This is a genomic window from Dyadobacter psychrophilus (genome assembly GCF_900167945.1).
GTDB classification, from domain to species: Bacteria; Bacteroidota; Bacteroidia; order Cytophagales; family Spirosomataceae; genus Dyadobacter; species Dyadobacter psychrophilus.
The window spans coordinates 437934-453271 of record NZ_FUZA01000001.1 but is presented as its reverse complement, the minus strand read 5'-3'; the positions used below and the strand labels follow the sequence as shown (position 1 = coordinate 453271).

Sequence of the window (15338 nt, the reverse complement as noted above, 5' to 3'; positions counted from 1 at the left end):
GTTAAGCAATGTCCCACTTCCCGGCATCCACATATGGAAGTGCCAGCAGGTTTTGGAGGACGAAATCGATAAAGTCCAGATAGCCCTTCACATTGTCGAGCAGAAGGCTGCAATCGTTGTGATTATAAGGGCTGGTCAGTACGGAGTCGATCATTGAGTCCATTACCGACTTTGTAACTTCTCCGTAATGCGTGTTGAATTTGGTTGTCCCGGCCACATTATTCCGCAAATACTGATAAAAACGACTGGCACTGCTTTCCGACAGACAATCAATGGCGGTGCGCATCGTGCGGGCATACCGGACCAGCTCCTGAATGAAATGGACAGGGGGAAGATCTTTGGAAATAAGCCGGTAATGATCTATAATTTCGAGGCCGGCGAAAACCAGTTTTTCCGAGATCTGGTAAATGTCCCTGGCAACAGGGGACTGGTTTTGCATGCCGTTTATCTTTTTCAGGATCAGTATTGCGGTCTGGTGAATGCTGTTGATCTGTTTTCCGCAGGTTTCGTAATACCAGAGCAAGTTCTCACCGTAAACACCAGCCGAGGGAGGAATGTAATCGTAATCGGGAGAAAACATTTGCCCTTCAAACCGTATCCTGAAAATAGGCATACTATGGGCGTCCGAAAGCTTTTCATGCACGGAAAGCAGTTCCAGCATGGGTTTTAATGTCACAAAAGGCTTACGGAGCGGTTGCTCTTCCATATCATACTCACCCGTTTCGGTTAAGTTGGAAAGAGCAATGCGCAGGACAACGTAAAAAATGCCCGCATTGCCAAGCCTGTTTTTGTAATCCATCAATGACAGGCTTACGCTGTCGGGATCCGTTCCTGCATCCCATTCGACGCGTATGCCGCCGGGTGTAACGGCGCGGCAGGACAACATCTGGATGGTGTCGCCCAGGACCCGAAGCTGAATTCCCGCACCTGAATTATCGGAGGCCGGCAGCAGGCCATAGTTATGCGCATTTAAAAAAATGGCGGTGGCATCGCGCACCGCGTCGCGGATCGCGTGGTCGTGTGCGACGAGATGTCGCTGGGTGATTTTCATACCATCCCGCCAGTTCAGAAAAGGGTAAGTAATTTCTGGAAGTGTCATGACCGGACTGGATTAGTGCTGATTGCGTAAATAATGTCATTTCCCTTTACATCATTCTCAAAAAGGGTTTTCTCGGTGTCCAAAATGATCTTTTTCCTTTGGGGCGAATATTTGAACAGCATCCATTCCAGCGGAAGTTGGTTATCGGACAGGAACTGGATGGGTTTCTTTCGGTATTCCCTGTGCTTATTATGGAAAGAAATGAAATAATGGAAAAGCTGCCCCAAAGTTGTATTTCCCGGGTATTCCACTTCATAACCCTCGAATGGCTCGTTCTTGCCCGGCACAGGTGTGAAATTCATCATTACCCTGACAGTTTCAACGGGTACCAGCCTTGGCACCGGCTCATTCACCGGATAAGACCAGGTCTTGTATTGCAATGCAGGGATCTTCATCCAAAGTGCGTAGGAAACATAAATCAGTGCCGGGAGGAGGAAAGCAGGAGACCCGGAGAGTAATAAATACTGAAAAGGGTTTTCGTGTTCCAACAGGTTGTATGTGAGGATATATCCTGCAATTCCAACAAAATAAAGTGAAAGGCCGGCAATGAAAATATCCAGTAACGAATCGTCGCTCCACCAAGGCAAGGTCATCGGCGCCAGTATGAGATATAGAATTCCCATTAAAAATGACATAGCGAGCAATACGATAAAACCGGTTGTGATCGAATCTGTTTTTGAATTGATAAATCCTAAAATAGCAAACAAAAGGCACACCCAGATCAACCAGATGGCCCACCTCAAAATCGAAATCGCACTTCCTTTTTCATATATTAAAATACCGGTAAAGGCCAGCCCGGATAACAGTGCTAGCAATGCTGGTAATATCTTATAAAACAATTCCATACGTGCGAAAATCACAAAATTGTCGAATAGCCAAGGATACCCGTTTCCCTGGTTTTGTTAATGGTAAAAAAGCCTTTTTCAGCGATCAGCAACATGTCCCAGGATATTTCAGCTGGCAACAGTAAGCCGCACAGAAAATCCAGCGTGCGGTAATGTTTCCCTTGTGGCTCATGACTTCTGAAATGATAAAGCTCGTTGTCTGAAACAGGGCCGATACGGATGTTGATGTGATTTTGATCCTGATATTTTCCATGCAGGATCCAGTCAACGCCTACCTTAGCTTTGCCCAGCGGTTGCAGAAAATCAATTCCAATGCTATCGTCCGATTTCAATTCATTGGTTTCAAAAGCCACATTTTGTTCCAGCACTTTTTCAAAATAAACCTGGCAGGCCTGCATGTTGCCCACGATCAGATGTGCGTGAATGGTCAGCTCCAAAATTGCTTCTTTTTGCGTCGGCGAGAGTTCCAGGTCGAGATCAGGCCATAAGTAATTGAAAAGCGTATCATGATAGTAGGCGAATGGATTCACTACGGAATGATGCTCATGCATTTCCAAGGCAATCCGCTGCCTTCCAAATTCTATATCAAAAGGTGAAAAGAATGTCCGTGCCTGATTAATTCCGGTTTCATAATAATCGATGTCTTCCAGCACAATTTCCGTAGAACGTTCGCTCCGGCTGATCGTCGGCTGGAATATGATCCCCGGAGGCAGCATATCCGAAATCCCCTCCCTCGCCATGCGGACTTTGGCATACGGCGTTTGCAATTCAGAATCCCGGTTCTCGTTCGTTATGGCCGTAACATCCCTCGATCCGGACCGGTTGAAGGCCCCGCCAGGCGTTAGTAAAATGTTTTCAGGAGCGTGAATCGACGCTTCTGCTATCTCGCGCGCTACGGTCTCTGCCCGCAGGTCGGTCTTTAATTCGAGCAGTTTTTCCGCAACTTCGTATATCTCCATCAAATTTTCCAGTTAAATCCATGGACAGAAACATATAAGGGCATCATCCCGACGGATTTTTGTGACAAGCTGTTTTTTATCAGTCTGGCCTGCCGCATCCAGTATTCATCATTCTCATCTTCCGTATTGGGAAATATCAGGACGTCCAATGCAAACCGCAGCCCTTCTTTTTGACCTTCTCCAATACCCAACCCCTTTTTTACTTCAACTTTTGATGCTGTATCACCCAGATAATTCTGTGCAATTGTGCGGTAATCTTCGAGCGTAACGGCCCGTCCGCGGGTAAGCAATGTTTCTTTAAGTGCTTGCTGCATTTGACCATCGTCCATGGGAGCCCTGCCTCCATTGGTTGGAAGCATCAAAAAGGATGCTTCGGCCTTAAACTGGTTGGTTGGAGCGGCGGTTAGTTTGGTTAATGCGCGGAGGTCATTTGCTTTTTCACCTTCGGAGGTCCAGAAATACACGTCGAGAATGGTTCCTGCGGACCGGGTTTTCACCATAATGTAAACCTGCGGCAAAGCAAAATCGAATGTATCAAGGTGTTCCTTTAATTTACTTACACTCTGATTAATCTTATCCAGATGATTGGAGACAATGGAAATGTCGAGGGCATTAAACGCAGCGAGGTCGTCGCGCATTTTGGCCGTAACATCATTCAGGCTTTGAAATGCATCTCGCTTGTCAAAGCGGGCTACGCCGCGGTTGCGAAGCGCATATACATTCTGGCCGCTGGCAAACTTATTTTTTTCGGTTGATAAAAGTGTTTCCCCATCTCCGTTGACGACTTTTTCAATGGCCATAAAACCATCATCGTCTTTCAGGCCATATACATTGAAAAGCGGCTGCAATCTGCCTCTTTGATGGACCAACTTGCGGTTCAGTACGGGAACACAGTTTGTGAAAACCTCCATTTTGTCCAGCGCGTCGTGCGTGATCGATGCCGGGCACTGCATTTTTATCCAGACTAATTTGTCGGAGAAAAGCGTTTTGGCAGTTGCTTCCGGCATTATTCCTGCCCATTCTTTGGGATAGTTTTCAAGCTCTGACCCTGCTTTAAGTCCCGTAACGGTCATAAAGTGCCCATTATAGAATTCCCTTACACGCTCTTCGATGGGTTTAAAAAAAACTCCGTTCTTTTCAGTGTTCTCAATAGGGATTATGCCATCCAGCGAACCGTAATGCTGGGAAGGATCGGTAAATGTGCCCGGTGCGCTGTTGGAAAATTTGATTAAGGGGATATAGGCCAGATTTTTTGACTGATCGGCGATCGCGCTCCAATTGAAGAACAGTGTTATCTGGTCGGGCACATCTTTTTCCGGAATTTCGATGGCCACCCAGCAGATTTGCTGATCGATAGGTCTGCCGGGAATCCGGAATGCAGTTTCCCTTTGAAAAGTGGCGCTGACCTTATCAATCCGTGAGCCTGTTGCTATAAAGCGTACAGTGGCGCCGGAAAGCCGGAAGGACCCGGCGGGACTCATCGTGATCTGGTTGTTTCCCTGGGTCGTAAACTGATCCGAAGGAATAATGTCAGTCGGTCCCGAGTTGGTTTTAACTAATAATACAGAGTGTGCGGGAATAATGCCGGTTATCGTTTCGGGTAGCACCGCCTCAGCCATGCGCTTCACGGTATGCGATTGGGAAGACTCGATCTCTTGCCAGATTTTCTCGGTTTCAGTTGCAAACGCACCAAATAGCAGGTCAACGAGCGGGTCGAATGAACCATTTTTCAGGTCAATTTCATCCACGCCCCATTGCCGGGCAGCTTCCTTATGCAAGCGGCTTTTTATCGACTCTTTGGTTTCTAAAATCGGCATAATGTTGATTTTCGACATTTGTAATTCAGACCACCGTTATTGGCCCGAAGAACATTAAGAATGTTTCGTCAAAGTTTTCACCGGACTGGATCACAGTGCCTTTGACCCGTATATTGAGACGATTTCTGATTCGGGTAACTTTATTTTCTCTGCTCAATTCTTGCAGTTCGTCTCTTTGTACGTCCACATCCTGGATTTTAAGACGCGTCTCATATTTATGGACAGAAAACCTGATGTCGTCCCTGACCTGGTCCAACCAGATATTCAGATTGTCTGTTTGTTCAAAATCTTTTTCCCACAACAAGCATTGAAAACCATTGTCATAGCGCCACTCCCCGTGCTGGGTAAGCAGCAGCAGGTAAATGTATTCCCGCACCGATGCTTTTATCGTTACCTGTGGCAAAGGCTTTTTTTTGAGAAGCGCACCAAAATCAACCGGAATGTGATGATGCTTTGCCATTGTTTTAGTTTATCATCACCATAGCTGCTTTCAGGCTTGCCTGAGCGCCGCCTTCAAGGGCGAGTTGCGCGTTGCCTTTAATGCTGGTCTGAGACTTGCCCTCGATATTCACAGTTGCGCCTCCTATCTGCATTTTTGCCTTGGCTTCAATGCTGCCTTTATTTGTTTCAACGGTCCAGTCTTGTTTGGCATTCATACTGATCTTGTCCGCTTTCAATTCAATTTCTTTGGCTTCCAGCTTAATCTTCCCCTCACTTTTTACGCTGATCACCGGCTCGCCGTCCAGGGTCAGGATTACTTCATTTTGGTTTTCCTTGTTGTAAATCCTGATCGCCTCTTTTCCATTAGAATCGTCAATAATGATATGATTACCGCCTTTGGTAATGATCCCTTTGATCATATTATCCTTTTCAAAAAGGTTACCTCCGGGCATGGCCGAGCCTGTAAACATCGAACCACGCACAAACGGCAGATCGGGGTTACCTAACTCAAAATCGACAAAAACCACCTCGTCAATTTCAGGCACAAAATAAACGCCGCGCTCATCGCCGCTCATCAGGTTCGCAACTCTCGCCCACGGCGTCGAGTCACCATCTTTTTGCCAGTAAAACTGCACTTTCACCCTACCCATTTGCTCGGGATCATTTGTATCAATCACTTTGGCTGGCTGGGATTCTGCTTTGGGCTGAAAAATCGGGTAGGAGATAGGCGGATAATCCGTGTCTTGCGGGATCGCCTCAAAGCTGTTTTGATAGAAACCCCGGGAATCTACATAATGTCTGATGTTTGTGATGATGAATGAGCCATAATCATCGGTGCGGATGACTTTGCCATTTTCCTTAACGTCATCTTTAACCTTAATCGGCCCTCCAATGCTGATTTCCAGGCTGGTCGACGAGCCTTTGAGGATTGCCAGGCTGTTAGACGATTTGCTTTTATTGTTTTTGACAGATTTCCGGATCGTTGATTCTTCATCGTGACCCGAAAGTTCAATATTAATAACCTCTTCACTGAACATGCTCTCAGACTTGGATAATGCGAGCTGCGCAAAATCCTGCAAGTCTATATTCTCATTTTTTGACGAAACCTCGAACTTTTCGTCCTTTAAATAACTGTAATACTGGCCTTTGAAGGTCAGCGGAGTCAGTTTCAATTCATACTCCATTTGCGAAAGGTTCACCCGGTATTCCAGGCTTGCGGTTTTGGTTTTTGTACGTGCCGATTTCCCGAACAGCAGTTCTTCTCCGTCATAGTAAAACCACTCTCCATATGTTTCGGCGAGGCGCTGCAGGAACTGATAATTGTCTTCCTGATATTGCGTGATATAGGGAATCTGTTCGCGATATTCGGGTGAGATTTTGGCTTTCAGCAAACCCTTGAATGGATTTACAACCTCCTCCACAATGTCTGCCAGCGTTTTTTCGGAGAATGCCCGGGTATTGCTTCCTGTTTTAAACAAAACAGTCGGACAAACACCGTAAATGACCAATGTATTGTCAACGGCATCATTCATTTGAATTTGCACACCTTTGACGATCCCAATGAATGTGTGTTTGGTTTTTTCCTTCAAATTATTGGAAGTGTCGGCCTCGCCCTGCATGATCGTCGCTGTCACTTTTTCACCGGCCCATTTCTGGGTTAGCTCTTTCAGGCTTACCTGGCTGTCAAGGCTTTTGCCCAGTAAGTCGTTGATATCCTCGAAAGTAACGTGGATCTCCAAGCTGTGCTGAGAATCAAAAGGTTGTGACAGGCTTAAAAAGCTAAACTTTTTAAGTGTCAGCCCGCCAAGGTTTACATCTATCCGGTTTATCATTGACATATCGTTTTCTGGAATAGATTTATTTTACCAATTTCAATGAAGGGCCAGCCGGGTCAACGGGTGGCGGTTTCACCAATGGTTCTTGTCCAAAGGTGTCTATAAGCCTTCGCTTCCATATGCGATATTGCTCCCTTAGCTTGAATGCCGACCATTCCTCAAATCCGCCGGACGGTGAGAAAACATATACATTTTCAAATTTTCTCTCAAACAGAGCAGCATTAGAATGTTGAATCATGTCAACTCCCATTGCCGTATTTACGTACTCCATAACCTTGTAGTGATGAATCCCGTTTACGGATAGTCCACCATCTGTTTCAATTACTACACCCATATTGCGACGCTCATCTCCACGGCGGATTACATCATAAAGATCATAATCACCAAACAAGTATTTTCCGTCCAAAGTGATACAGCCATATCGGTCCGATGCCTTATCAAGGTCAAGCCCAAAGCCATAGCTAGGTTTGTGAAGGGGCATCTGTCTGAGAGTCAGAAAATACTTTGAAGCATATTTGATCCATTGCTTTTCTGCACTTTCGGGTTTTTCAAAAGCATTTGGATGCATCTCGTAACTGACTACCAGCCCTGCTATCTGCCTGTTATTGCTATTACGGTTTGCCGTTTTGAACTTGCAAATCATAGGTTTTGGCGTGCAATCGTTTCGGCCTATAAATTGCAGCGAATGAACATTCGTCTGTCGCAACAAAACCCAAGATTTTGTATGCACGGCAGCCTGTTGAAATAGATGAATGTCCTCTTCGCGCATTGAATTGAAAATACCGTGTTCTCTTTTTTACAATTTTCGAAATGCCTTAAAAACATTATGAATATCAGGCAATGCTTCTTACTTCGAAAGGCTTTCTTATGAGATTGCTTCCGGTAGTCATAAAAAACTTTTGATTGATTTCCTGCAAACCTTGGTTAAATGCCAGCTCCTTATCTTGGTATTTCTTAGACTGATCAGCACATTCTTGCAGCATATCTCGAAACTGCTGTTTTCTTTGATCAGACAAATAGCGGTTGTTGTCTATTTCATTCTGAAGATAAGTGCAAAACTCAGCGCTCTTCTTCTCGAAGATTTCCATTACGTCAGCCATAGTAACTTTAAATTGTAGCCTTGAATTTCAAAATAAGCATTTTTATCACCACTTCTTCTCAAAAGCAACCCCGTCAACAGTCAGCTTTTTGCAGGAAATTGTGATATTTTCGGTCATGGTTCCGGTTGTTCCCGCGTCCATGGATTCGCTGTAACCTACGACTGCGCCGTCTTCGAATTCTACGGTTTTGAAATCTTTATCGATATCGGAAGGATCTTTGAATACCACTTTTCCTTTGCTGCGCTTGGTCGGGTGGATGGCCAGTTTCCAGAATTCAGATTCTTTTATACCTTCTACAACCAGGGAAACATTTCCTGCGAAAACCTCAGAAGTAGTTTTTCCGGTAACATAATCAGCACTTTGCGATACTGAATAAGAGCAATGGTGAAGTTTGCGAGCAGCGCCGCCGTCAATGGATACTGTTGCTTCGAAAGCCATGGTTGAAAAGAATTTTAAGGTAGAAAATAGTTACAAAATGAATATTTACTTGATCTCAGTGTTCCACTCGTCGCCGCCGTCCATGCCGGAAAGGCTTACGAGGAAGCTCCGGGCAGAGAAATGCGGGGTAATGGAAATGTCGAGGATAATGTTTTTGATATCATTCGGGTCGCGGCGTATATCCTTTACAGTATAGTCTTTAATCAGTTTTTTCGATCCGGTAATGCTGTTTAAAAATTTGGAGATCTGTTTCCGTAGATTGTCGTCCGTATCGTAGGTCCAGTTTTGAAATGCGTAACGGTCCAGGAAGTCGACCAGCACTTTGTTGATCCAGTCAAAAACGCGTACAACGGAATAGGTTTGCAGGCCCACATTATCGCCATTGAACATCGTCCGGTCCGAGAATGCCTGCACTTTTCCGTATGCCGACAACATCGGGATCAGGCCCATCCGGTTCATATCTCCAGCCTGGTTTCTATCAATGTTAAATCTCGTTCCTTCCGCGCCCATCAGCATTCCGTATGTAGCGCCAGCCACCGGTTGGGACATCAGTACGGAGTGCATTCGGCCAGCCAGTGCAGTTGAAGGCGGAATGTGCAATGCTTCCTCTTCTCCCAAATCGTTATAGGCTTTTCTACCCACAAGCCAGTTGCAGGCCATCAGCAAGTTAGCCTTGTGATTACTTGCGTCTGAAAGTTTGTTTTTTTCAAACGATGAAATGGCCTCTTTTACATCTACAAAATCTTCATAATCGGTTATCATCATTACTTTATGCTTGCTCGCCACCCTCGCAAATGAATCGATTACCGTGTTTTTACCCATATAACCGGGAATCACCATCAGCGAATAGTTGTCGCTCAAATCATAGACCTGATAGTTGTTATGTAGCTCCTCGTCAATGGTTTGCAGCACTTCGCCATCTTTTATGTCCGCCACCTGATCCATGGAAGCATTCACCAGTGTGAGCTTCGGAATAGAACGTTGTTCCGTGTTAAGCATGAATGTTGAAAGTCCCTGATAAGCAACTTCCAGGTCGCGGGAAGCTTCGAGAATGGATGACTGGTTCTTCTTCAGTAAGGTCTCATTCAGTTCTTGTCCCGCTCTGGCTTTGGACTGCATTTCATCCACGGAAGCGCTCTCGCTGATGAGCTCGGCCCAAAGTTCCAGGCGTTGCAGCAGATCTTTGCGCTCCTGCTCAGTGTCTTCATCCGAAAGGTAGTTGGCTTTTGCACCAGCTTTCTGGGGGTTAAGATCGCGCACTCCCTCCACGGTTGTTTCGATGAATTTGAATCCGCCCAATGATTTCAGCAGTTCCAGGCTATCATTCAGTGAAAGCTGCTGCCCTGCGGTTTGCGCTGCTAACGGCTCTTTAAACGCAGCTTCTGATCCTAATGGTTGGGTTTCTTCCTGTTGTTTTGCCATGTCTGTATGACTGGTTAAGAAATGTTTTTGAATAGATAACAGGGACTACAAGCTTTCTTTCAGCTCGCCGATCAGGGTTTGCAAGGCGCTCAGATACGTGGCACGCGTAGCAGGGTCGCTTAATGCTTTCTGCAATTGGCGGTTGTTTTTCAGGTTTTTGTAAAACCGGTCGTAGTTATATTCCTTTCCCGAAAGTTCTTTCAGAAACGGGCTTTGTTCCAACATTCCCTCCGGAGAGAAATCTTTCATTTTCGTAAAAGACATCGTTTCAAAAACCGGCGCACCATTCTCGTCCTCGAATTCTGCTTCCACTTCGGGCTTGAAATGTTCGAAAACAGCTTCCATCGTTTCCAGTCCGGTTACTTTTTCTTTTTCAGGGTTACTGTTAAATGCCGAGACATACAATGTCCTTGATGGAGGCAAGGCCTCTATTTTCTCATAACCTTTGTTAGCGTCGGGGTCCACATTTCCGCCCGGGCGAATGAAGTCAAATTGGCCAGCCATAAGCTTATATTTTAAATTTTATTGGTAAAATTTTATATATCAGATCAAATAACGTCTATATGTATACGTAGAGTGAATTAGTGCTGCCAGACATAAGCATCGTCATCCCCAAGGCTAAGCTTCACGTCGCTTCCTTTTCCTATTTCCCCCGAGATTATCATTTGAGAAAGCGGCTGTCGCAGGCGGTTGCTGATCACTGCCCGCACCGGCCGCGCTCCGAACTGCGGATTGTAGCCTTCCAGTGCTAATGCCTTTTCTGCTTCTTCGGTGATGCTCAATGTAATGCCCAGCTTGTCCAGACTCTTTCGCAAAGGCCGCAGTTGAAAATTGAAAATCTTGCGGATGGTATCTTCCGTGATCGGCCGGAAAGGAGTCAGGCCCGTAAGTCGTCCCAGAAATTCCGGACGGAAATAGCCCTCCATATTCTGGATAAGATCTGTCTGTGAAGGCACGCGTCCTTCGTTGAATTCTTTTACAATAAACTGGGAACCAATGTTGGACGTGAACAGCAGAATTGCATTTGTGAAATCGCCTTCGCGGTCCAGTGTATCATGTAACCGTCCTTCGTCCAGGATTTGAAGAAAAATATCATAAACTTTGGGGTGCGCTTTTTCAACTTCGTCAAAAAGCAGCACGGCAAAAGGTTGCTGCCGGATCCGGGTCACAAGCAAACCACCTTCTTCATAACCTACGTATCCGGGAGGCGAACCTTTCAAAAGGGAGACCGTATGTTCCTCCGCATACTCCGACATGTCGAAGCGGATCAATGCTTTTTCATCATTAAACAACAATTCAGAAACCGCTTTTGCCAGTTCTGTCTTTCCCGTTCCCGTCGGTCCCAGCAAAAAGAATGAGGCAGGTTTTCCTGTTTCTCCAACACCTGAACGGCTTTGTCTGATTGCATTGGAAATGATCTTTATAGCAGTATCCTGCCCCACAACCCGCTTTCTTAAATGGTCTTCCAGCTGCATAAGCTTCTCCTGCTCGTTCACCTGGATTTTGCCCAGCGGAATTCCCGTTTTGTAAGCCACTACGGCCGCGATATCCGTTTTATCAACCAATTCTTTATGTTGCTGTCCCTGGAATGCGACTTTTTCGAGCAGTAATGTGAGCAATTCAATGGCTGTTTCCGGGTCTTCAATGTTCTTGATGTCATTAAGCTCCTCAATTTGTCCCAACAAAACCGGACTTAACCGATCATGCAATTGTTGTTCAAACCACCGCAGTTCTTCCAGAAATAATGCAGGTTCAGCTTCTGTGTATTCTTCTTTCAGCCTGGCAAATTCCAGGTTCAGATATTCAATCTCTCCCGGAGTTGTTTCGGTCATCAGCTTGCGCGCGGCCATGGTGCGGTCGATCAAATCCAATGCTGCATCGGGCAGGCGTCGGTCTTTAATATATCGCCTGGACAATGTAACAGCTTCTTTTACAGCATCAGTATCCAGATTTAAACCATGGTGTTTTTCAAATTGCGGCACAACTTTTTCAATCATTCTGCGTGCACGCACATCATCGGGCTCATCAACTTTTACAATTTCGAAACGTCTGCTGAAAGCCTCGTCCCGTTCCATGTATTTTCGGTATTCGTCGAGCGTTGTGGCACCGATCACCGTCAACTCGCCTCTGGCCAGTTCTGGTTTTAGGAGGTTAGCAAGCCCCGGCACACCACCCTGCGGATCCATCAAAACATGTATCTCATCGATAAAGAGCAGTGCTCTTTCGTATTGTTTTATTTCTGCAATGATATTTTTCAAACGGTCTTCAACCTCGCCTTTGTAGGAAGCACCAGCTATTAATGATCCCATATCCAGCTGAAAAAGCTGCGAATTCAGCAAATGTGCAGGGACATTACCATTGATAATTAAATGGGTTAAACCTTCAACAAGCGCCGTTTTTCCAACGCCCGGCTCACCAACAATGATCACATTTGGTTTTGTTCTTCTTCCCAATGTCTCCACCATCATGCGGGTTTCCTTCTCCCGGCCTACGATCGGGTCCAGCTTGCCGGCTTTGGCCATAGCGATCTTGTCTATGCAAAATTTCGCTATTGCCTTGGCTTGCGGATTTGTTGGCGGCGCAATGGTGGCCGCCTGCGCAGATCCGTGTGGGGAAGTGGTCCCGTTGTTGCCGGAATCCATGGACTGGACTTCTTCCAGCGTTTTGGTCAGGAGGAAGGATTCAGTCAGCGGAAAAGCTTTTAATTCGTTTTTGGTAAAAGCAACTTCGGGACGCGTTAGGGCAATGAGGACGGCAAACGGCGAAACTTCCTGTTCTCCCAGTTTGAGCCGGATCACATCCGCGACTTCCATGGTTTTCATTACCTTTTCGTCGCCAGCCGGTTCTTCAATCGCCCGCGCCGATTTCGGGTATTTTTCAATCTTGTAATCGGCCCAGTCGCGGATAAACTGAATATCTGTTCCCCACGCCACCAGTGTGCTTCCTATGCCCACATCATTGTGCAAAAGGCCGGTCAGTAAATGCGACGGTGAGAATGTTGCATGGCGATATTCCCTGGCCGTTGCCTGGGCAACCTGCAATGCACGTATCAATTCGTCGGTGAGATTTGAAGTCAGCATGAAGACCCGCTTAAAGGTGTAATAAATTACCGATGCAATGTTATTAAAGATAAAGGGCGGGCGAAATACGTCATTTGACGTATTTTTTAGCATTACCACTTTTTGCTACTTGCATTGGTCTTGAAACCGGCTTTTGAACTTCATGAATCCATCTGCAAAGCGTATTACCATTGGCCGTAAACCAGGTAACACCATTGTCCTGAATACGCACGATGTAAGCGGCACGCACGCTTCGCTCACACTCGTGACGCCCGTGACGAACACCTGGGAAATTCAGGATCTGGGATCAGCAAATGGCACTTTTGTGGATGGTATGCGCGTGTACAGGAAGGAAATTACCCCTGCAAATCAGATTAAGCTGGGGCAAACATTGCTGTCGTGGGAGCTTATACTCGATCCGCGACCATTGCCGCCGGTGGTCCCGGTTATGCAAACAGCCAAAGTCCCTGAACCGGAAGAACCTTCTGCCGAACAGGAAGAGATACGCGAGATTGCCTGGAACCTCAAAAAAGTAAGTGACGACTTCCGGGAAAAACGGAACAGGATTGCAGAAATACAAGCGCAGGAATCCATCAACTCCCGGATTCAGGGTTTGGGTTTTCCAATGGGCGCGGTGATCGGTTCATTAGCGCAGGCGCTGCCGCCGGACTACAAGATTTTCGGATATGCGGGTGGTGTTATCTCGCTCGGATTCGCGGTGAGCGCCTTGATTAGTTCGAAGAAACTGAGCAAGGAAAAGAAGAAATATACGGGACTGGACGATTGGTATAAGATCAACTATGTGTGCCCGCATTGTCACACTTTCATCCAGCAACCTTTTGAGCTGCTTGAAAAAACAAAGAATTGCAGGGCATGCAAAAAGCCCCTGATTCCTTAATTTCATATTGATATATTATGAACAATCTAGATTTTGAAAAAACCCAGATCTGGGCAAAAAACCTGGCTGCTAACCCGGTCCCACCTGCGGCCTCCATCCCGAAACCATCCTTGAATTTTCAAAAGCCAGCTTTCAATATCAAGAAACCGGTGCTCAGGCCTTTAACAAAAGAGGAGAAAATTACCCTGGCAGCAGGTGGCGCATTGGCAATCGGCCTGGGAGCTATTGTTATTACAAGTTTGTCTGATGAAGAAAAAGTAGATGCTGCGCCCATCGCGCCGTCCATCGCAAACCTGAATGCACCAAAGCTGGATCTTGACTCACCGGAGCCGGTTGTAAAACCCGATGCTCCTGAACCGGCGCACCACACGACGCCACCTCCAAGGCCGCCTTCAAGGCCTCATGAGCCAGCGCGTGAACATTCCAAACCCGATGGCTTGCACGCACTGATCGACATTCCGGAGACGCCGGAAGTTGCGACGACGCCCAAGGATGAGCAGACTTTTATTGATGCGTTCAACGCAGCCAGAAAGGAAGTTGGCCCTGCGGGACTTTTCGCCTGGCGGGACACCTATTACAGCACATTTACCGATAAAGAGTGGGAATCCGTAGCGGAGGACAAGAAAGCATTGTGGCTTGACGGTGCCCAGCCGATCATTGATCCTCATGTGGAAAATGTTGTGCAAGTAGCCGAGCCGATTGCTGAACAGCAGAATGTGATCGTAGCCGAAAGAGGCGCGGTCACCTGGACAGGGATTGACAAGGATGAAGACGGGCAGGCAGAAATTCTGATGGCACGCATCAACGGGCAATCTCCAATGGTGCTGATGGACACGGACGGCGACGGGCTGCTGGATACACGATATGATTACGAAGCATCCAGCGGCAGGACGTATGCGTCGGTGATTGATCCGATCTCTATGAGTGCGGCAGAGATAGCCCAGCTTGAAATTGTGCCGGTAGGGCCTGATATGGGCTTTTTCAATCAGTCAACGGCAGGGCATTCCTCCGAATCGCTGCCGGTTTCGATCGTGGAATATGGAGACAGCTATGTAGTAAGCCTGGACAGTAATAATGACAATACAGTTGATGCAATAACTTATTTAACGGATGATAGGGGACCAATTGTTGGTATCGATCACGATAATGACGGGCAGATCGAGACCGGTTATGTATATGATTCGGAGAGCGGAACGATCAACTTCCAGGAAACCGCGCCAATGGAGGAGATGACCGTAGGTCCACCGGAATACCAATTATTTTCGGAAGCAGAACACCAGGAAGCGCAGGATACACCGGACCTTTCCGGTAACGAGGAACTTTCGATGAATGAAGACGAAGACGTTAACGACGATTTTGATTCCTATTATAAAAATGACCAGGATCAGTCGGATGATTATCAAAATGCCTGAGTGAAATGTCTAA

The 15338-nt window shown here is 46.5% G+C and carries 14 protein-coding genes; 2 read left to right on the top strand and 12 right to left on the bottom strand.

What is annotated here, in order from left to right:
• Window position 1: 1 nt before the first annotated feature.
• The 12 genes from B5X68_RS02085 to B5X68_RS02030 form a co-directional block, all read right to left on the bottom strand.
• Complete coding sequence (locus B5X68_RS02085) at window positions 2–1099, bottom strand: FliH/SctL family protein (RefSeq protein ID WP_082213012.1); 1098 nt, start codon at window positions 1097–1099, stop codon at window positions 2–4.
• Window positions 1096–1944 carry a TssN family type VI secretion system protein gene (locus B5X68_RS02080; protein ID WP_082213011.1) on the bottom strand — a complete coding sequence of 283 codons (849 nt, stop codon included), beginning with the start codon at window positions 1942–1944 and terminating at the stop codon, window positions 1096–1098. Before B5X68_RS02080 ends, B5X68_RS02085 begins: the two co-directional genes overlap by 4 nt.
• An 11-nt stretch (window positions 1945–1955) precedes the next feature.
• Window positions 1956–2903, bottom strand: coding sequence for a hypothetical protein (locus B5X68_RS02075; protein ID WP_082213010.1), 948 nt, complete (start codon window positions 2901–2903; stop codon window positions 1956–1958).
• Complete coding sequence (locus B5X68_RS02070; RefSeq protein WP_082213009.1) at window positions 2903–4738, bottom strand: type VI secretion system baseplate subunit TssF; 1836 nt, start codon at window positions 4736–4738, stop codon at window positions 2903–2905. The genes B5X68_RS02075 and B5X68_RS02070 overlap by 1 nt, the downstream gene beginning before the upstream one ends.
• A gap of 7 nt (window positions 4739–4745) precedes the next feature.
• Window positions 4746–5180 carry a GPW/gp25 family protein gene (locus B5X68_RS02065; protein ID WP_082213008.1) on the bottom strand — a complete coding sequence of 145 codons (435 nt, stop codon included), beginning with the start codon at window positions 5178–5180 and terminating at the stop codon, window positions 4746–4748.
• Between the two features lie 4 nt (window positions 5181–5184).
• Window positions 5185–6993: a type VI secretion system Vgr family protein gene (locus B5X68_RS02060; protein ID WP_170916557.1), complete on the bottom strand. Its 1809-nt coding sequence runs from the start codon at window positions 6991–6993 to the stop codon at window positions 5185–5187.
• Window positions 6994–7018: 25 nt separating this feature from the next.
• Window positions 7019–7726, bottom strand: coding sequence for a hypothetical protein (locus B5X68_RS02055; RefSeq protein WP_141110165.1), 708 nt, complete (start codon window positions 7724–7726; stop codon window positions 7019–7021).
• 103 nt (window positions 7727–7829) lie between these two features.
• Complete coding sequence (locus tag B5X68_RS02050; protein ID WP_082213005.1) at window positions 7830–8096, bottom strand: hypothetical protein; 267 nt, start codon at window positions 8094–8096, stop codon at window positions 7830–7832.
• Between the two features lie 45 nt (window positions 8097–8141).
• Complete coding sequence (gene tssD / locus B5X68_RS02045) at window positions 8142–8534, bottom strand: type VI secretion system tube protein TssD (protein ID WP_082213004.1); 393 nt, start codon at window positions 8532–8534, stop codon at window positions 8142–8144.
• 45 nt (window positions 8535–8579) lie between these two features.
• Entirely contained in the window at window positions 8580–9956 is a 1377-nt protein-coding gene (locus B5X68_RS02040) for a hypothetical protein (protein ID WP_082213003.1), read from the bottom strand.
• 45 nt (window positions 9957–10001) lie between these two features.
• The gene (locus B5X68_RS02035; RefSeq protein ID WP_082213002.1) at window positions 10002–10460 is read right to left on the bottom strand and encodes a type VI secretion system contractile sheath small subunit; all 459 of its coding nucleotides are present in this window, start codon (window positions 10458–10460) and stop codon (window positions 10002–10004) included.
• A gap of 77 nt (window positions 10461–10537) precedes the next feature.
• Window positions 10538–13036 carry an ATP-dependent Clp protease ATP-binding subunit gene (locus B5X68_RS02030; protein WP_082213001.1) on the bottom strand — a complete coding sequence of 833 codons (2499 nt, stop codon included), beginning with the start codon at window positions 13034–13036 and terminating at the stop codon, window positions 10538–10540.
• A 142-nt stretch (window positions 13037–13178) separates the two neighbouring features.
• On the opposite strand from B5X68_RS02030, the gene B5X68_RS02025 reads away from it, so the two are divergent.
• Together B5X68_RS02025 and B5X68_RS02020 are read left to right on the top strand one after the other, a co-directional pair.
• Window positions 13179–13913: an FHA domain-containing protein gene (locus B5X68_RS02025; RefSeq protein ID WP_082213000.1), complete on the top strand. Its 735-nt coding sequence runs from the start codon at window positions 13179–13181 to the stop codon at window positions 13911–13913.
• A gap of 17 nt (window positions 13914–13930) precedes the next feature.
• A complete protein-coding gene (locus tag B5X68_RS02020; RefSeq protein ID WP_082212999.1) occupies window positions 13931–15325 on the top strand; it encodes a hypothetical protein in 1395 nt (464 codons plus the stop codon).
• The last annotated feature ends 13 nt before the right edge of the window (window positions 15326–15338 follow it).